Below are 17,245 nucleotides of genomic sequence, written 5' to 3'. Positions count from 1 at the left end.
CCATCGCGAGCTAGCTCGCTCCCACAGGTGTTTTGATTAATCTTCATTTACAGGAGGGTGTTTTCCTGCGGCCAGCCTTGATTATTCCCCGCCATGCCCGCAGTAATTGCCCTTCGACAGGGAATTCCCCCATCTGAACTCGAGGCCAGATTCATGAGCGTTATTGATCTTCGCAGCGACACGGTCACTCAACCTTCCGCCGCCATGCTGGATGCCATGGCCACTGCGCCCACCGGCGACGATGTGTATGGCGAAGACCCGACCGTCAACCGTCTTGAAGCCGAACTGGCCGCACGCCTGGGGTTCGCCGCGGCGCTGTTCGTACCCAGTGGCACCATGAGCAACCTGCTGGGCCTGATGGCCCATTGCGAACGTGGCGACGAATACATCGTCGGCCAGCAAGCCCATACCTATAAATACGAAGGTGGTGGTGCGGCGGTGCTCGGTTCGATCCAGCCACAGCCGCTCGAAGTGCAGGCGGATGGTTCCCTGGACCTGGCGCAGGTCGCCGCGGCGATCAAGCCCGATGATTTTCATTTTGCCCGTACTCGCCTGCTGGCTCTGGAAAACACCATGCAAGGCAAGGTGCTGCCGCTGGAGTACCTGGCCCGCGCCCGCCGCTTCACCCAGGACCATGGCCTGGCCCTGCACCTGGATGGCGCGCGACTGTACAACGCTGCGGTGAAGCTGGAGGTCGATGCCCGGGAAATCACCCAATATTTCGACTCCGTCTCGGTGTGCCTGTCCAAAGGTCTCGGCGCGCCTGTCGGCTCGGTGCTGTGTGGCAGCATCGAACTGATCGACAAGGCTCGACGCCTGCGCAAGATGGTCGGTGGTGGCATGCGTCAGGCCGGCATTCTCGCGGCGGCGGGGCTGTATGCGTTGGACCACCACGTCCAGCGCCTGGCCGAGGACCACGCCAATGCCCAGCGGCTGGCCGACGGGTTGCGGGCGGCGGGTTACGAGGTCGAGCCTGTGCAGACCAACATGGTGTACGTGCAAATGGGCGAGCGGGCCGAGGCCATCAAGGCGTTTGCCGCGGAGCGTGGCATCCGGCTCAGTGCCGCGCCACGCTTGCGGATGGTGACGCATCTGGACGTCGACGCCGGGCAAATCGATCAGGTGATCGCCACTTTCGTCGATTTTTCCCGCCGCTGAGCAGCCAGGCGACGTAATTGAAGGTTTCTATCGCATAAACACGCTGTACCCCACGCGAAGGGCCGATATAATGCGGCCCTTTGCCGTTGCTTCGTCTGTTGACGTTTTGCACAGGCCTTTGGCCGCAGCCTCCGTGGAAGAACCTAATGAAAAGCGCAGAAATCCGTGAAGCCTTCCTTCGCTTCTTCGAAGAGCAAGGCCACACCCGAGTAGCCTCCAGCTCTTTGATCCCGGGCAATGACCCGACCCTGCTGTTCACCAACGCGGGGATGAACCAGTTCAAGGATTGCTTCCTGGGCCAGGAAAAACGTGCCTACACCCGTGCGGTAAGCAGCCAGAAATGCGTGCGTGCCGGTGGCAAGCACAACGACCTGGAAAACGTCGGCTATACCGCTCGTCACCACACCTTCTTCGAAATGCTGGGTAACTTCAGCTTCGGCGACTATTTCAAGCGCGACGCCATCACCTTCGCCTGGACCTTCCTGACCTCCGAGAAGTGGCTGAACCTGCCCAAGGAGAAGCTCTGGGTAACGGTCTATGCCACCGATGACGAAGCCTATGACATCTGGACCAAAGAGGTCGGTGTCCCGCCGGAGCGCATGGTACGCATCGGCGACAACAAGGGAGCGCCTTACGCTTCCGACAACTTCTGGACCATGGGCGACACCGGCCCTTGTGGCCCTTGCACCGAGATCTTCTACGATCACGGCGCCGATATCTGGGGCGGCCCGCCTGGCTCGCCGGAAGAAGACGGCGACCGCTACATCGAGATCTGGAACAACGTGTTCATGCAGTTCAACCGCACCGCCGATGGCGTACTGCATCCGCTGCCGGCGCCGTCGGTCGATACCGGCATGGGCCTGGAGCGGATCAGTGCGGTGTTGCAGCACGTTCACTCCAACTACGAAATCGACCTGTTCCAGAGCCTGCTGAATGCATCGGCCAAGGCCATTGGCTGCACCAACGACAACCAGGCTTCGCTGAAAGTGGTGGCAGACCACATCCGCTCGTGCGGTTTCCTGATCGCCGACGGCGTATTGCCGTCCAACGAAGGTCGTGGCTATGTACTGCGCCGGATCATCCGTCGCGCCTGCCGTCACGGTAACAAGCTGGGTGCCAAGGGCAGCTTCTTCTACCAGATCGTCGCGGCGCTGGTGGCGGAAATGGGCGAGGCTTTCCCAGAGCTGAAATCCCAGCAGGCTCATATCGAGCGCGTGCTCAAAGGTGAAGAAGAGCAGTTCGCCAAGACCCTGGAGCAGGGGTTGAAGATCCTCGAGCAGGACCTGGCCGAGCTCAAGGGCAACGTGGTACCGGGCGACGTGGTGTTCAAGCTGTACGACACCTACGGTTTTCCGATGGACCTGACCGGCGACATCGCCCGCGAGCGCAACCTGACCCTCGATGAGGAAGGTTTCGAGCGCGAGATGGAGGCACAGCGTGTGCGTGCCCGTTCGGCCAGCGCCTTCGGCATGGACTACAACAGCCTGGTCAAGGTCGATGTGGCTACCGAATTCACCGGCTATGGCGGCACCACCGGTTCGGCCAAGATTGTAGCCATCTATAAGGACGGGCAATCGGTCGACATCCTGAGCGAAGGCCAGGAAGGGGTGATCGTGCTGGACACGACGCCGTTCTATGCCGAATCCGGCGGTCAGATCGGTGACAGCGGCTACCTGCAGGCCGGCAACTCGCGTTTCGACGTGCGGGACACCACCAAGACCGGCGGTGCATTCCTGCACCACGGCGTGCTTACCTCGGGCAGCCTGATGATCGCCGCCCCGGTGGCCGCCCATGTCGACGCCGAGGTTCGCCACGCCACTTCGCTCAATCACTCCGCCACGCACCTGTTGCACGCAGCATTGCGCCAGGTACTGGGCGAGCACGTCCAGCAGAAGGGCTCGTTGGTGGATAGCCAGCGCCTGCGCTTTGACTTCAGCCACTTCGAGGCCGTCAAGCCGGAGCAGCTCAAGGCCCTGGAAGACATCGTCAACGCCGAAATCCGCAAGAACTCCCCGGTGGAGACCGAAGAAACCGATATCGACACCGCGAAGAAAAAAGGCGCGATGGCTCTGTTCGGCGAAAAATACGGCGACAGCGTGCGCGTCCTGAGCATGGGCGACTTCTCCGTAGAATTGTGCGGCGGTATCCACGCCAACCGGACCGGCGACATCGGCCTGCTCAAGATCGTCAGCGAAAGCGGCGTGGCCTCCGGCGTGCGCCGGATCGAGGCGGTCACCGGTGCTGCGGCACTGGCGTACCTCAACGCTGCCGAAGAACAACTCAAGGAAGCGGCGAGCCTGATCAAGGGCAACCGTGACAACCTGATCGACAAGCTGTCAGCCGTGCTGGAGCGCAATCGCCTGCTGGAAAAGCAGGTTGAACAGCTGCAGGCCAAGGCCGCCAGCGCTGCGGGCGACGATCTGTCGGCACAGGCCGTGGACGTCAAGGGCGTCAAAGTGCTGGCCGTACGCCTGGACGGCCAGGACGGCAAGGCCCTGCTGGGGCTGGTCGATCAGCTGAAAAACAAACTCGGCCGCGCAGTGATCCTGCTCGGCGGTGTCCATGAGGAAAAGGTCGTTCTCGTCGCAGGCGTGACCAAAGACCTGACCGGCCAACTCAAAGCCGGTGATTTGATGAAGCAGGCCGCTGCGGCAGTGGGCGGCAAGGGCGGTGGTCGTCCGGACATGGCGCAAGGCGGCGGTACCGACGCCGGCGCGCTGGACGCGGCACTGGCCCTGACCGTTGCATTTGTAGAGCAGGGTATTTAAGGCAGCGCCCCGGGTTCGTGGTCTAGTCGCGAGCCCGGCCGCTGTTGTGATTATTGGGCGCCCTTCGTGGGCAGAGGCGGCTTTGAAATGGCTTTGATCGTACAGAAATTTGGAGGCACCTCGGTCGGCACTGTCGAGAGAATCGAACAAGTCGCCGACAAGGTTAAGAAATTCCGTGAAGCGGGCGATGACCTGGTGGTTGTGCTGTCGGCAATGAGCGGCGAAACCAACCGTCTGATCGATCTGGCCAAGCAAATCAGTGGCGATCAGCAGCCGGTTCCCCGTGAACTGGACGTGATCGTCTCCACCGGTGAGCAAGTGACCATTGCCTTGCTGGCCATGGCGCTGATCAAGCGTGGCGTGCCGGCGGTGTCCTACACCGGTAACCAGGTGCGCATCCTGACGGACAGCGCGCACAACAAGGCGCGTATCCTGCAGATCGACGACCAGAAGATCCGGGGCGACCTGAAGGCGGGCCGGGTCGTGGTCGTCGCCGGTTTCCAGGGCGTGGACGAGCACGGCAACATCACCACCCTGGGTCGTGGCGGTTCCGATACCACCGGCGTTGCGCTGGCGGCGGCCCTGAAGGCTGACGAATGCCAGATCTACACCGATGTGGATGGCGTCTACACCACCGACCCGCGGGTGGTTCCCGTGGCTCAGCGCCTGGACAAGATCACGTTCGAAGAGATGCTGGAAATGGCCAGCCTCGGTTCGAAGGTATTGCAGATCCGGGCAGTCGAATTCGCCGGCAAGTACAACGTTCCGCTGCGCGTCCTGCACAGCTTCAAAGAGGGTCCGGGTACCCTCATTACTATCGATGAAGAGGAATCCATGGAACAGCCGATCATTTCCGGCATCGCCTTCAACCGCGATGAAGCCAAGCTGACCATCCGTGGCGTGCCAGACACCCCCGGCGTGGCATTCAAGATTCTCGGCCCGATCAGTGCCGCGAACATCGAAGTCGACATGATCGTGCAGAACGTTTCGCACGATAACACCACCGACTTCACCTTCACTGTGCATCGCAACGACTACCAGGCTGCCGAGGCCGTCCTGAAGAAGACTGCGTCCGAGATCGGTGCCCGGGAAGTGGTGGGTGACACCAAGATTGCCAAGGTCTCGATCGTCGGCGTCGGCATGCGTTCCCATGCTGGCGTGGCCAGCCGCATGTTCGAATCACTGGCCAAGGAAAGCATCAACATCCAGATGATCTCGACGTCGGAAATCAAGGTTTCCGTGGTGATCGAAGAGAAGTACCTGGAACTGGCCGTGCGCGCCCTGCACACGGCTTTCGAACTCGACGCGGCTGCCCGACAGGGCGAATAAGGCGTTGTCCCGAGGGCGCGGCTTGGCCGCGCCCTTTGTTTTCTGAATGGCGCGTTTCAAAACTGTTCTTTTGCCCGCGCTGGTCAATACTTAGGCCTGTAGGCTGCGACCGTTTCGGTTGTAAGCCTAACGCCCTTTTTTTGCAGACTGTGGTCCCTGAACTGAATTGCGTGAGGAGAAAGGTATGCTGATTCTGACTCGTCGGTGCGCGGAAAGCCTGATTATTGGCGATGGCGAAATCACCGTGACCGTGCTCGGCGTCAAAGGAAACCAGGTGCGTATCGGTGTCAACGCCCCGAAAGAGGTCGCGGTACACCGGGAAGAAATTTACCTGCGTATCAAGAAAGAGAAGGACGACGAACCAAGCCATTAATTTTTATCGATTTTTATGTTTGCAAACGGGGAGGAAGGTGGTTAATATACGCCCCGTGTTGCGGAGAGCTGGCCGAGTGGCCGAAGGCGCTCCCCTGCTAAGGGAGTACACCTCAAAAGGGTGTCGGGGGTTCGAATCCCCCGTTCTCCGCCATTATTCATGTAGTGCGTTGTAATCTGGCTTGATCGGTAAGTGCTTGAAATTACTGGAAAAAGCGCTTTACAAAAAGATTCGACGACCTATAATGCGCGGCAACAAATGCACTCGTAGCTCAGCTGGATAGAGTACTCGGCTACGAACCGAGCGGTCACAGGTTCGAATCCTGTCGAGTGCACCATTTAAGAGTCGTTTGCAGCAATGCAAATAACTTAGCTGTAACCAGTTGTGATCTGGTATAAAACCACAACTTGCACTCGTAGCTCAGCTGGATAGAGTACTCGGCTACGAACCGAGCGGTCACAGGTTCGAATCCTGTCGAGTGCACCATACATCAAGAAGCCCGCGTTTAACGCGGGCTTTTTGTTGCCTACGATTTACCCTTCACACAGCCTTTCTCGTCGAACACGATCTCTGCACCACGGCCGTTCTTCACTTTGTAGGTGTAGCGGGTGGTGGAATTACGAATCTTGATCGAATCCGGTTTGCCTAGAGCGCTTTCTACGTCCTGCTGGCTCATTCCGGCGACGATTCGCTTGTTCATGATCGCTTCCCGGCGTTGCCTGGCGCTGATCACATTGGCGCAACTGTCTTCGAACTGACCGACAATTGTCGGTTCCTGGCGCCTGGTCTTGGGGAGGGGGAGGGAGCGGTGTTCGGTTTCGGGCAGCAGTGGTTCGCTCGTATCCGGGGTGAATGAGTGGATCTGCTGCAGAGACAGGCTCTCTTGCGGTTTGCAGCTCAAGGTGGTGAAGGTGATGTGGCCGGCGGCGTCTTCGCAGCGATGCACAGTCTGTCCGCTGGCGCACAAGGGCAGGCAGAAAAGTAAAAAAAGATAACGACAAATGGGCATCCGGACGTCTTCCTTGACGGTGAAAAGGCAAGGGTAGTCGCTCCATTTTTGCCCGGGCGCGTGTTTTCTTTTCAGGATGCGTCGTCATATGCCTACAGGTTCAGCCTGCGTTCAGGTTTGTCTCGCAAGCGCTTGTTCTTGCCATGATTTTTTAACGCTTCAAAACGCCAAGCGGTGTATGATTGCGCCCGTCAGCCCCGCCGGGGCTTTGGAATATATCCATGGACTTACCCAGTAGTTACTCAATATCGCGTTTTACCAATCATGAATTGACCGATTGATCCTTCCGGCGTGCCCACTGCTGGGAGTGGAGTTCGCCTATGACCGAAGTAGAAGTAAAGAAAACACAGGAAAGCCTCCAGGACCGTCTTGCTCAAGTCGTTGAGCTGCTGCATCGCCAGCGGGTCGTGGAAGACCTGACGCACCGCCAGGAAGGTCCTCATCACGACCGGGTCGAGAACCTGGTCCACCGGCAGAACCTCGTCGAGTTGCAGCGCAAGCTCGATGACCTGCACTCCGCCGACGTCGCCTATATCCTCGAAGCCTTGCCGCTGGAAGAGCGTCTGACGGTCTGGCAACTGGTCCAGGCTGATCGCGATGGCGACATCCTGCTGGAAGTGTCCGACTCGGTTCGTGAAACCCTGATCGCCGACATGGATGATCATGAGTTGCTGGCGGCGGCCAAGGAGATGGACGCCGACGAACTCGCCGACCTTGCACCCGAACTGCCGCGGGACGTTGTCCACGAGCTGATGGAGTCTCTTGACGCCCAGCAACGTGAGCGCGTGCGTTCGGCGTTGTCCTACGATGAGGAGCAGGTCGGTGCACTGATGGACTTCGAGATGGTGACGATCCGCGAGGACGTCAGCCTTGAAGTGGTGTTGCGTTACCTGCGTCGTCTCAAGGAGTTGCCGGGGCATACCGACAAGCTGTTTGTCGTCGATTATGACGGTGTGCTCAAGGGCGTGCTGCCAATCAAGCGGTTGCTGGTCAATGATCCGGAAAAACAGGTGGCCGAGGTCATGGCCAGCGATCCGGTGAGTTTCCAGCCGGACGAAGACGCTTACGATGCAGCCCAGGCGTTCGAGCGTTATGACTTGATTTCCGCGCCGGTGGTCGACAAGAACGGCAAACTGATCGGCCGTCTGACCATCGATGAAATGGTCGACCTGATTCGTGAAGAGAGCGAAAACGAAGTCCTCAGCATGGCCGGTCTGCGGGAAGAGGAAGACATCTTCGCCTCGGTCTGGAAATCCCTGCGCAACCGTTGGGCCTGGCTGGCAATCAACCTGATCACGGCTTTTGTCGCGTCTCGGGTCATCGGTTTGTTCGAGGGTTCCATCGAGAAGCTGGTGGCACTTGCGGCCTTGATGCCTATTGTCGCCGGTATCGGCGGCAACTCCGGCAACCAGACCATTACCATGATCGTCCGTGCCATGGCCCTGGACCAGGTCAGCACGGGTAATACGTCGCGCCTGATGCGCAAGGAACTGGCTGTGGCCCTCATCAACGGCGTGCTTTGGGGCGGAGTGATCGGCGTGGTGGCGTATCTGCTTTATGGCAGCTGGTCGCTGGGCGTCGTGATGACGGCCGCGATGACGCTCAACCTGCTGCTGGCAGCCTTGATGGGGGTATTGATCCCCATGACCCTGGCCCGGCTGGGGCGCGACCCGGCGATGGGGGCCAGTGTCATGATCACCGCCATGACCGACAGTGGTGGGTTCTTCATATTCCTGGGGTTGGCGACGATCTTCCTGCTCTGACCCGTTTCATGGCGAGGGAGCGTGCTCCCGTCACGGCGCAGCCGCCCTCGCTTCCCGCCTTTGAATACATTGCAGTCATACGATCGTCTCGCAGGCTTCCCTGCTGAGCGAGCCGATTGCTCCTTGCCATAAAAAAAGCAAAAAAAAGCCAGCGCAAGGCTGGCTTGGGTGCTGCTGCTGCGATCAGGACGCGTCTGCGGCCATTTCTGCATCATGGGCAATCAGCGAAACGAGAGCGTTCTGCTGGCGATGAGAGAGTTGTCGGAAGCGCTGAAGCAGCTCGCGTTCATGCAAGGAAAGCTCCGGGCTGTCCAGGCGCATGCTCAGTTCTTCACCCAACGCGCCTTCCTGGATAAGGCTTTGCTCAAGGCGCGCGATGATTTCAGAGTTCATGCTGCGATGATGATTGCGAGCCACCTCGGCAATGCGTTCACGCATTCCGTCGGGCAAGCGTACGACGAACTTGTCAGCCGTACGGCTGGAATAAATTGCCTGTTTCAATGGGCGCATATATTTAACCGGTTAGTTCAGGGGAGCGGTTCTCGGGATTGGCCGCAGGATGTCGATAGGACAAGCGCTGTTGCCAAATGTTCAACCTGAATTGTTAAGAGGCCCGCATCATGCCTCAAAATGGCCAGATCATTGGCGCCAATTCTGTGACAAATTCTGATCCGGGTAAAGGCGTTATGCCAGCACCCTTGATCAAAAAATGCGGACTGGTTTGAAAATCCAACAGGTCCGCATGGTGTGACCACCGCATCGTGTCGATGTGCCATACCGTCCGGCGGATAACCGAAACGGGGGCACAAGCCGATGCTGTCCTTGTAGGGTATAGGATAGTGGCAATTGGCCGATTTACTAGCGGAGGGGCGCATGCGATGGATGAGCGGTGTCCCGTTACCCCGTGACACCCCGCGACAGGCGGGGGAGCGGCAGTATTTGCCTACACTTAAAAAACTACTCACGACATGACAAACGCAAGGCTGCCCGTTAACATGCACGCCGTCCATCGCACCGCATTTCTAGTGGTCGACCTGTGTCTCAGTAGCTCAATTGGATAGAGCATCCCCCTCCTAAGGGGAAGGTTGGCAGTTCGAACCTGCCCTGGGACACCATTTATATCAGTGGGTCGGGTATCGACGATCTCCCCCACCAGCGTACTGCTCCCTCCTTGTATCTCCCGGATCGATTGGCCTGAGCCGCCGCCTTGCGGCCCAGGCTGTGGATCCATGCCCAACATGCCTATTTTTCGACCCTCTATAAAACGCACTCAGCTGTCGCGAAACCTCCTTGTGGCAATCTGAATGCTACGGCGGTTTGGCGAGCGAAGCGGGTTTCTGGGCGAATTTATTGGGCTGTCGTGGCTGAACGTGCTTCGTGTCGGTTGCCGAAGGGAGAAAGCCTGCCATCATCCTTTTTGTGTAGCCGATCCCCCGTGCTCGGTTTCTCCCACACGTTGCCCTTAACGGAACGCCATCTGCTGCCGATAACCCGATGAGCCCGGTTGCCCCCAACGTTTCGGCTCGCAATGTGCGTCACGACACAGCCAGGCCAAGCGGTTGCTGAAATCTCTTGTACGTTGCTGGCTGGTGGCTATCATCTGCGCGCCTCGGGGCTGTGACACGGCGTTTCGTTGTTATGCCATTGGGTTATTTTCTTACTTGCCTGGACATCCTCGATGCTGGCGTACCACCAAAAAAGTTTTCTGATCGTCGATGATTTCTCGGATTTCCGCAGTTCCATCCGGTCGATGTTGCGTGAGCTGGGTGTCAAGGACGTGGACACCGCAGACACCGGTGAGGTCGCGCTGCGCATGTGCTCGCAGAAGCGCTATGACTTCATTCTGCAGGACTACCACCTCGGTGACGGCCGCAAGAACGGCCAGCAGGTGCTTGAAGACCTGATGGTCGAGAAGCTGATCAGCCATGAAAGTGTGTTCCTCATGGTGACCGCCGAGACCAGTCAGGCCATGGTGCTCAGTGCCCTGGAGCACGAGCCTGATGCGTACCTGACCAAGCCGTTCAACCGCTCAGGCCTGGCCCAGCGGCTGGAGCGGCTGGAACAGCGCAAGACCTTGCTCAAGCCGATCCTCCAGGCCCTGGATCGTGGCAAGCCAATGGAAGTGCTCAATGCCTGTATCGCCCTGTGCAAGCAGGATCCGCGCTACGGGCCGTTGTGCCTGCGCTATCGGGCCGATGCGCTGCGTGACCTGAACCAGAACGAAGCCCTGGAACGGCTGTACAACACCATCCTGGCGGATCGTCCGTTGCCGTGGGCCTATGCGGGCCTGGGCAAGTTGCTGTTCAAGCGCGGCCAGGTGGGGCAGGCCAAGGCGGTCTATGAAAAGGCCTTGAAAACCTTCCCGATGATGCCGGCCTTGTACGATGGCATGGCCGATGTGCTGATGGCCGAAGGCGACACGAAGCAGGCGCAGAGCGTATTGGAAGAGGCGGTTCGCCTGTCCCCGTTGGCGGTGCGTCGGCAGTCGCTGCTGGGCAAGCTGGCGATGACCAACGAAGACTACGAGACCGCGTCCCGGGCTTACCGCCAGGCGGTCGGGCAGGGCGCGCAGTCACGCTTCAAGGACCCGGAAAGCAACCTCGGCCTGGCCCATGCACTGATCAGCAAGGGCAGCGAGAAAGGCCTGGACACCCGCACCCGCCTGGAAATCAATACCACGCTGAGCGCAGTGGCCAAGGAAAACCTCAACGACCCAGGGCTGCAGGTGCGGGCGCGGCTGATGAAGGCCACCAGCCTGCTGCTCAACGACGCCGAAACCGCGGAAAAACTCACCGAACAGGCCTTGCAGCGCCTCGACGGCATGGAGCAGTTCATGAGTGCCGAAGCCGCGCTGCTGGTGGCCAAGCAGTTGCAGATGCTCGGCCAGACCAGTGCCGGCGAATCGATGCTCAAGAACTGCGCGGAAATCTATGGCGATGACCCGGCGGTGATGCAAGGGATCGCCAAGCTCACCGATGATCCGAACATCCTCAATCAGGGCAATGCCGCCGCCGAGCTGAACCGCGAAGGCGTGCGCGTCTACAAGACTGGCGCGCTGCCCGAGGCCCGGGAGTTGTTCCGTCGGGCCCTGAAGATGCAACCGAAAAACATCAGTATTGCCCTGAACATGGCGCAGTCCCTGCTGCATGGCACCGACACCAGTGTGGAGTCGGAGCTGTTGGAGGAATGCCGCGCCTGCCTGAAACTGGTGGGCATGATGCCCGACACCGATGCGCGTTATGCGCGCTATCAGAAACTGCGAAGCAAGGCATTTGGCGATGAATGACAGCGAACAGGCACTCGATTTTTCCACGGTGATCGCATCGACCGTGCACGACATGAAGAACTCCCTGACCCTGCTCATGCAGGCTCATACGCAATGGCTCGAGCGTCTGCCCGAGCCTGCCCGGCAAGCCTCGGAACAGGGGGTGATGGAGTTCGAGTTCGCCCGCCTCAACGGCCTGCTGGTGCAATTGCTGGGGCTGTACAAGCTGGGCGTCAACCAGCTGCCACTGCACCCGGCCTACCATGAGCTGGACGATTTCATCGAGGCGCAGCTGGCCGGTCATCAGGACGTATTCCGCAGTCGCGGGATCATGGCCACCTACGAAGTCGACCCGCTGAGCCCCCTGGGCTTTTTCGACCGCGAGCTGGTGGCCTCTGTGCTCGACAACTGCATCAACAATGCCATTCGTCACGCACGCCAGGCCTTGTTGATCAGCGTGAGCGACGAGGCCGGGCAACTGGTCCTGACCATCAACGACGATGGCGAGGGCTATCCGCCGGAGATGATCGAGCGCCAGGCCGACTACGTGCAGGGCATCAACCACAGCAGTGGCAGTACCGGGCTGGGCCTGTATTTCGCCGCGCGGATCGCCGAGCTGCATCAGCGCGGCGGGGTCTGCGGACGTACCGAGATCGACAATGGCGGCGTGCTGGGTGGCGGGGTGTTCCGGCTCTACCTGCCCTGAACAGGCCCCCTCCATAAATCCTCACAAATCCCCTGCGGGAGCGAGCTGTATCGCATGAGATTTTAATTGCCTCCGGCTGCTTGATATTCCGAACAGCCGAAGCCTATTTTGTACGGGTTGCCGTTCGCGGCTCGCACATAACAAGGATTGCGTCATGACGACCGATGGCCAGCGTTCACTCGCGCAGCGATTAACGGGCATTGATGAGATTGAGTGTGTCACACCGGATTTGAATGGCGTGCCGCGGGGCAAGGTGATGACGGCCGCGGGGTTCCTCGAGGGACGGCGGTTGCAGATGGCCCGCGGGGTGCTGCTGCAGTGCATCATGGGCGGTTATCCGCCGGCGCGTTTCTATGGCAGCGACGATGGCGACCTGGCGCTGGTGGCCGATCCGCAACAGATTCATCGCCTGCCCTGGAGCCAGCCTCCTCGCGCCCTGGCGATCTGCGATGCCGATGAACTGACCGGCGAAAGCTCCCGACTCTCGACTCGCGGCCAGCTCAAGGCCGTGATCGCCCGGTATGCCGCCCATGGCCTGGCGCCGGTGGTGGCGACCGAGCTGGAGTTTTTCGTCTTCGCACCCAACCCGGACCCGGCCCGGCCGTTCCAGCCCCCGGTGGGCCTGGATGGGCGCCGCGAAGACGGCCATTCCGCCTTCAGCGTCAGTTCCAATAATGGCCTGCGACCCTTCTTCAATGAGGTGTACCAATGCATGGCGGCGTTAGGACTGCCTCGAGACACCTTCATGCATGAAATGGGCGTGAGTCAGTTCGAGATCAATCTGCTCCATGGCGACGCGCTGCTGTTGGCCGACCAGACCTTCCTGTTCAAGCACCTGCTCAAGGAAGTAGCCCTCAAGCATGGCTTGACCGTGGTCTGCATGGCCAAGCCCCTGGCCCATACGCCGGGCAGTTCGATGCATATCCACCAGAGCGTCGTCGAGCTGGACAGTGGTCGCAACGTCTTCAGCGACGCGGCGGGCGAACCGACGGCCGCGTTCCGGCATTTCATTGGCGGACAACAGGCGGGCATGGCGGATTTCACGGCGCTGTTCGCACCGAACGTCAATTCCTACCAGCGCCTGTGCCATCCGTTCGCCTCGCCGAACAATGCCTGCTGGTCCTATGACAACCGTTCGGCCGGACTGCGGATACCCGCCAGTTCCCCTGTGGCCCGGCGGGTCGAGAACCGCTTGCCCGGGGCCGATGCCAACCCTTACCTGGCGATTGCCGCCAGCCTGGCGGCGGGATTGCATGGTATCGAAAACCGCCTGGAACCAAGTGCCGCGATCCAGGGCGAATTCCAGGTGCCGGACAATCTCTCCCTGCCATGTACCTTGCATGCTGCCCTGGAGCGTCTGAAGCGTAGCCCCCTGGCGAAGGAACTGTTCGGAGTTGAGTTCATCGAAGGCTACATCGCTTCGAAAAACCTGGAACTGACCAGTTTCCTTGACGAAATCACGCCTTGGGAACGGCGGGTCCTTGCGGCCCAGGCATAACCAAACCCCCGCTTCGGGCTATCTTCAGCGATAGCCCTTACTCACCTCAAGGAGCCGCTCGGAACGCCGATGCGCCAAATCTGGAAACCCTTTCGAGCGCTTTATTTCGCCTCGCTGATGATGCTCATCGGCTCGGGCCTCTTGAGTACTTACCTGGCCTTGCGCCTGGCTGCCGATAACGTGGACAGCCTGTGGGTCGGTGCCCTGATGGCCGCCAACTATTTCGGCCTGGTGCTGGGCGGCAAGATCGGTCACCGGCTGATCGCCCGCGTCGGGCATATCCGTGCCTATTCGGCCTGTGCCGGGCTGGTGGGCGCAGCGGTGCTGGGCCATGGCCTGGTGGACTGGCTGCCGGCCTGGATCGTGCTGCGGATGATCGTCGGCCTGGGGATGATGTGCCAGTACATGGTCATCGAGAGCTGGCTCAACGAGCAGGCCGAAGCCTCGCAGCGCGGGGTAGTGTTCAGTGGCTACATGATCGCTTCGTACCTGGGCCTGGTGCTCGGCCAGTTGATCCTGGTCATGCATCCGGCCCTGGGGCCGGAGCTGCTGATGCTGGTGGCCTTGTGCTTCGCCCTCTGCCTGGTGCCGGTGGCGCTGACCCGGCGGATTCACCCGGCACCGATGCGTCCGGCTCCCATGGAACCGCGTTTCTTCATCAAGCGCGTGCCACAGTCATTGAGCACGGTGCTGGGTTCCGGGCTGATCGCCGGCTCGTTCTATGGCCTGGCGCCGTTGTACGCCTCTCAGCAGGGGCTTTCCACCGAGCAGGTCGGTCTGTTCATGGGTAGCTGCATTTTTGCCGGGTTGCTGGTGCAGTGGCCGCTGGGCTGGTTGTCCGACCGTTATGACCGGGCGCTGCTGATCCGTTGCTTTGCGCTGGTCCTGGCGATCTGCGCGTTGCCGCTGGCAATTCTGCCCAAGGTGCCCCTTGAGATGCTGTTCGTCGCCGGCTTTCTCTGTTCGCTGGTTCAGTTCTGCCTGTATCCACTGGCGGTGGCATTTTCCAACGACCATGTCGAAGGCGATCGCCGGGTCTCGCTGACGGCGATGCTGCTGGTGACCTATGGTGTCGGCGCCAGTATCGGGCCGTTGGTGGCCGGCGTGCTGATGAAGACGTTCGGCAGCCATATGCTGTATGGCTTCTTTGCGTTCTTCGCGTTGATTCTGGTATGGCGCATCCGGCCCAAAGCGGTGACCAACCTGCATCAGGTCGACGACGCGCCGCTGCATCACGTGGCGATGCCGGACAGCATGTCCAGTTCGCCGTTGGTGGCATGTCTCGATCCGCGAGTCGATGAGCAGGTGGTACAGGAACAGATGCAGACGCCGGCGACGGAGCAGGAACCGGCCGCTGAAGCGTCGGTGGAGGAGCCGGTCAAGTAGACCGTGGTGTTCTCATCGCGAGCAGGCTCGCTCCCATCGGGATTGGTGGTGGACACGCTGGGAGGCGAGCCGTGCTCGCGATGAGGTCGGCCCAGACGCAGTAGCATTCGGATCTAAACGGCATAAAAAAACGGGCAGTCCCTGTGGATGCTGCCCGTTTTTTATGCCCGGATGATCAGAGATCGTCTTTATCGAAACGACGGGCTTCGCGCTGTAGCTGATAGACGAAGCGCTCGACCTGGCGCTGCACCAGGCCACTGATATTGTGGAAGCGCACGCCGGCGAAGGTGGTGTTGATCCTTTCTTCGAAATGCAGGTAGCGCAGTTCGACCGGTGCGGTCATGTTGCCGAACGGCAGGGCGGCGATGAAGCGTTCGTAGACCTGGCCCAATTGCAGGCGTTCGGTAATGTCGCCCTCGAAGCGCAGCTTGCAGCCGGTAGCGGAAATATCCAGCAGCTTGCCGTCCACCGGTGACTTGAGCTTCTCGCCACCCAGTTCGACGCTCACCAGTTGCGCCAGTTTCAAGGCGGCACGGAAGGCATTGCGACGCTGGTGGTAGACCACTTCCTCGGGCAGGGCGCCGCGATAGCAGCGACCGTCGCTGGAGTCTTCGATGGTCAACGGCCCGTTGCCTTCCCATGCGATGCGCACGCCATCATGGAAACCCTCGACCCGGAACGGCTCGCCTGCCAGCAGGAAGCGTTCTCCGTCGCGGGGGATCATTTCGTCCAGGGCGAGGGCGTTCTTCTCGCGGTCGACATCGACCAGGTAACTCTGGAAGCGCTGGCTGCGTTCATGGAAGGTGATGATCAGCGGATCATGGCTTTCTTGCAGCATCCTCAGGTTGCCGGAGATTTCCAGAGGCGTGGTGAGAACCTTGGGGGGCTGCGGAGCATCATCCGCGTTTGAGGCATTGAACACGGGGGTCAATCTCCAGGCTAAATACGACTACGAATAGCCAGCATTTTGCCAGCATGTATCGCACGTTGATAGAGCGCAGGCATCGTTCGTTTCATGCCTGGCTGAGCGGGCGATGCTTGACCATTTTTGCGGTCGAGCCGCGAGCATCGTAAAGCGTCGGGATTTCACCGCCATTGAGGATGCGCAACTGGTTGGCGGTAGCGGCCTGCTGGACCTGGATCGACTGGCCGTTCTTGGCGTTGGCGGCCTGGCATTGGGCGAGCAGGTCGTTGAGCGCCGCGCTTTGGGACAACAATTGATCGCCGATGGGCGACTGGCTCGCCAGTTGCTCCAGTCCACCCTGGTTGGTGGGCAGGTTGAGGCTGGCGAGAATCTCGCTGCGCTTGCGGCCATGCTGATCGAGCAAAATGATCAATGCCTGTTTCTGCGCCAGAATATTTTCCAGCAGCGGCATGTCGCGACCGTGCAGCGCCAGGGATTCGGTCTGCAAAAGTTCCAGTAACTGCTGGACTGGAACGAAGTCGTCGATGATCAGTTGCAATAAAGTAGTGTCGTGCATGGCTGGCCTTGGGTCTTAAGCGTCCAAAAGCCTGGCGCAGGCGGCTGCCTAGCGCTGGGCTTCGAAGTTGAGCAGTTTGCTGGCTACACGGTTGCTGTCGACTTTGTAGCTGCCATCGGCGATTGCTGCCTTCAACTCGGCCACGCGGCCTTTGTCGACAACAGGTAGATCGCGCAGCTTGTCAGTGACCTTCTGCAACTGTTGAGCCTCATCGCTGAGGTGTACCGACTCCCCATTGCTGACAGTGGTGGCTTGCTCGACCGGCGAGGATTTTTCGGTTTCCTTGCTGGCGTTGGTGCGCGTGGTGCCTGTCAGGGGTGAAGAGCTGTTTAAACGATTGAAATCGATGACCATGGTAAAAAACCTCTGGGTATTTGGACGCTTGCCATGTTCTCGGCCATTCCCAAAAAAACTTTAGGCTCATTTATTCAATGAACGTGCGCACGTCTGCGCTTGCCTTGGCATAAGGCACAGTCTAGGGAACGGCGGGGGCAAGCGCCAGCTTTCTA

14 protein-coding genes and 4 tRNA genes are annotated in these 17,245 nt (G+C 59.8%); 13 read left to right on the top strand and 5 right to left on the bottom strand.

What is annotated here, in order from left to right; translation table 11 throughout:
- Positions 1 to 153 precede the first annotated feature (153 nt).
- The 7 genes from ltaE to BLP99_RS11610 all read left to right on the top strand — a co-directional run bounded on the left by ltaE (position 154) and on the right by BLP99_RS11610 (position 6,114).
- Positions 154 to 1,158 (top strand): low-specificity L-threonine aldolase, encoded by a 1,005-nt coding sequence (gene ltaE, locus BLP99_RS11640; protein WP_072394874.1) that lies wholly within the window; start codon positions 154 to 156, stop codon positions 1,156 to 1,158.
- A 146-nt stretch (positions 1,159 to 1,304) separates the two neighbouring features.
- A complete protein-coding gene (alaS, locus tag BLP99_RS11635) occupies positions 1,305 to 3,926 on the top strand; it encodes an alanine--tRNA ligase (protein ID WP_072458719.1) in 2,622 nt (873 codons plus the stop codon).
- A gap of 87 nt (positions 3,927 to 4,013) precedes the next feature.
- Positions 4,014 to 5,255 carry an aspartate kinase gene (locus BLP99_RS11630; RefSeq protein WP_072394869.1) on the top strand — a complete coding sequence of 414 codons (1,242 nt, stop codon included), beginning with the start codon at positions 4,014 to 4,016 and terminating at the stop codon, positions 5,253 to 5,255.
- Positions 5,256 to 5,439: 184 nt separating this feature from the next.
- Positions 5,440 to 5,628, top strand: a complete 189-nt coding sequence (csrA, locus tag BLP99_RS11625) for a carbon storage regulator CsrA (RefSeq protein ID WP_003178872.1) — start codon at positions 5,440 to 5,442, stop codon at positions 5,626 to 5,628.
- Positions 5,629 to 5,690: 62 nt separating this feature from the next.
- A tRNA-Ser gene (locus BLP99_RS11620) sits at positions 5,691 to 5,781 on the top strand.
- A 107-nt stretch (positions 5,782 to 5,888) separates the two neighbouring features.
- Positions 5,889 to 5,965 (top strand) — tRNA-Arg (locus tag BLP99_RS11615).
- A gap of 72 nt (positions 5,966 to 6,037) precedes the next feature.
- Positions 6,038 to 6,114 (top strand) — tRNA-Arg (locus BLP99_RS11610).
- Between the two features lie 40 nt (positions 6,115 to 6,154).
- On the opposite strand, the gene BLP99_RS11605 is transcribed toward BLP99_RS11610, so the two are convergent.
- A complete protein-coding gene (locus BLP99_RS11605; protein WP_092180365.1) occupies positions 6,155 to 6,637 on the bottom strand; it encodes a cell envelope protein SmpA in 483 nt (160 codons plus the stop codon).
- Positions 6,638 to 6,957: 320 nt separating this feature from the next.
- On the opposite strand from BLP99_RS11605, the gene mgtE reads away from it, so the two are divergent.
- Positions 6,958 to 8,400: a magnesium transporter gene (mgtE, locus tag BLP99_RS11600; RefSeq protein ID WP_053147250.1), complete on the top strand. Its 1,443-nt coding sequence runs from the start codon at positions 6,958 to 6,960 to the stop codon at positions 8,398 to 8,400.
- A gap of 183 nt (positions 8,401 to 8,583) precedes the next feature.
- Here the strand turns inward: mgtE and BLP99_RS11595 are convergent, their stop codons facing one another.
- Positions 8,584 to 8,910, bottom strand: coding sequence for an Arc family DNA-binding protein (locus BLP99_RS11595; protein ID WP_003178899.1), 327 nt, complete (start codon positions 8,908 to 8,910; stop codon positions 8,584 to 8,586).
- A gap of 528 nt (positions 8,911 to 9,438) precedes the next feature.
- On the opposite strand from BLP99_RS11595, the gene BLP99_RS11590 reads away from it, so the two are divergent.
- From BLP99_RS11590 to BLP99_RS11570, 5 genes are all read left to right on the top strand, one after another.
- Positions 9,439 to 9,515: transfer RNA gene (locus BLP99_RS11590), tRNA-Arg, on the top strand.
- Between the two features lie 563 nt (positions 9,516 to 10,078).
- Complete coding sequence (locus BLP99_RS11585) at positions 10,079 to 11,686, top strand: tetratricopeptide repeat-containing response regulator (protein ID WP_072394865.1); 1,608 nt, start codon at positions 10,079 to 10,081, stop codon at positions 11,684 to 11,686.
- Entirely contained in the window at positions 11,679 to 12,371 is a 693-nt protein-coding gene (locus BLP99_RS11580) for a sensor histidine kinase (RefSeq protein ID WP_092180363.1), read from the top strand. The genes BLP99_RS11585 and BLP99_RS11580 overlap by 8 nt, the downstream gene beginning before the upstream one ends.
- Before the next feature lie 256 nt (positions 12,372 to 12,627).
- Positions 12,628 to 13,869, top strand: a complete 1,242-nt coding sequence (locus BLP99_RS11575) for a glutamine synthetase family protein (RefSeq protein WP_172834661.1) — start codon at positions 12,628 to 12,630, stop codon at positions 13,867 to 13,869.
- Positions 13,870 to 13,938: 69 nt separating this feature from the next.
- Positions 13,939 to 15,255 (top strand): MFS transporter, encoded by a 1,317-nt coding sequence (locus tag BLP99_RS11570; protein ID WP_072394859.1) that lies wholly within the window; start codon positions 13,939 to 13,941, stop codon positions 15,253 to 15,255.
- 175 nt (positions 15,256 to 15,430) lie between these two features.
- Here BLP99_RS11570 and BLP99_RS11565 read toward each other — a convergent pair whose 3' ends face one another.
- The 3 genes from BLP99_RS11565 to flgM all read right to left on the bottom strand — a co-directional run bounded on the left by BLP99_RS11565 (position 15,431) and on the right by flgM (position 17,090).
- Complete coding sequence (locus tag BLP99_RS11565; RefSeq protein ID WP_092180361.1) at positions 15,431 to 16,177, bottom strand: flagellar brake protein; 747 nt, start codon at positions 16,175 to 16,177, stop codon at positions 15,431 to 15,433.
- Between the two features lie 91 nt (positions 16,178 to 16,268).
- Positions 16,269 to 16,736, bottom strand: a complete 468-nt coding sequence (locus tag BLP99_RS11560; RefSeq protein ID WP_072394854.1) for a flagella synthesis protein FlgN — start codon at positions 16,734 to 16,736, stop codon at positions 16,269 to 16,271.
- A gap of 48 nt (positions 16,737 to 16,784) precedes the next feature.
- On the bottom strand, positions 16,785 to 17,090 hold the full coding sequence (gene flgM, locus BLP99_RS11555) for a flagellar biosynthesis anti-sigma factor FlgM (protein WP_072394852.1): 306 nt from the start codon (positions 17,088 to 17,090) through the stop codon (positions 16,785 to 16,787).
- Positions 17,091 to 17,245 lie beyond the last annotated feature (155 nt).

The sequence above is a fragment of the Pseudomonas sp. NFACC32-1 genome (assembly GCF_900101215.1).
Taxonomy (GTDB): Bacteria; Pseudomonadota; Gammaproteobacteria; order Pseudomonadales; family Pseudomonadaceae; genus Aquipseudomonas.
This window is presented reverse-complemented; position numbering and strand designations above follow the sequence as displayed.

What these genes read in the sequence shown, in the direction of transcription:
- BLP99_RS11570 (WP_072394859.1), top strand. Translation starts at nt 13,939, where the DNA reads ATGCGCCAAATCTGGAAACCCTTTCGAGCGCTTTATTTCGCCTCGCTG.
- csrA (WP_003178872.1), top strand. Translation starts at nt 5,440, where the DNA reads ATGCTGATTCTGACTCGTCGGTGCGCGGAAAGCCTGATTATTGGCGAT.
- BLP99_RS11585 (WP_072394865.1), top strand. Translation starts at nt 10,079, where the DNA reads ATGCTGGCGTACCACCAAAAAAGTTTTCTGATCGTCGATGATTTCTCG.
- flgM (WP_072394852.1), bottom strand. Translation starts at nt 17,090, where the DNA reads ATGGTCATCGATTTCAATCGTTTAAACAGCTCTTCACCCCTGACAGGC.
- BLP99_RS11595 (WP_003178899.1), bottom strand. Translation starts at nt 8,910, where the DNA reads ATGCGCCCATTGAAACAGGCAATTTATTCCAGCCGTACGGCTGACAAG.
- mgtE (WP_053147250.1), top strand. Translation starts at nt 6,958, where the DNA reads ATGACCGAAGTAGAAGTAAAGAAAACACAGGAAAGCCTCCAGGACCGT.
- BLP99_RS11605 (WP_092180365.1), bottom strand. Translation starts at nt 6,637, where the DNA reads ATGCCCATTTGTCGTTATCTTTTTTTACTTTTCTGCCTGCCCTTGTGC.
- BLP99_RS11580 (WP_092180363.1), top strand. Translation starts at nt 11,679, where the DNA reads ATGAATGACAGCGAACAGGCACTCGATTTTTCCACGGTGATCGCATCG.
- ltaE (WP_072394874.1), top strand. Translation starts at nt 154, where the DNA reads ATGAGCGTTATTGATCTTCGCAGCGACACGGTCACTCAACCTTCCGCC.
- BLP99_RS11575 (WP_172834661.1), top strand. Translation starts at nt 12,628, where the DNA reads ATGACGGCCGCGGGGTTCCTCGAGGGACGGCGGTTGCAGATGGCCCGC.
- BLP99_RS11630 (WP_072394869.1), top strand. Translation starts at nt 4,014, where the DNA reads ATGGCTTTGATCGTACAGAAATTTGGAGGCACCTCGGTCGGCACTGTC.
- alaS (WP_072458719.1), top strand. Translation starts at nt 1,305, where the DNA reads ATGAAAAGCGCAGAAATCCGTGAAGCCTTCCTTCGCTTCTTCGAAGAG.
- BLP99_RS11560 (WP_072394854.1), bottom strand. Translation starts at nt 16,736, where the DNA reads ATGCACGACACTACTTTATTGCAACTGATCATCGACGACTTCGTTCCA.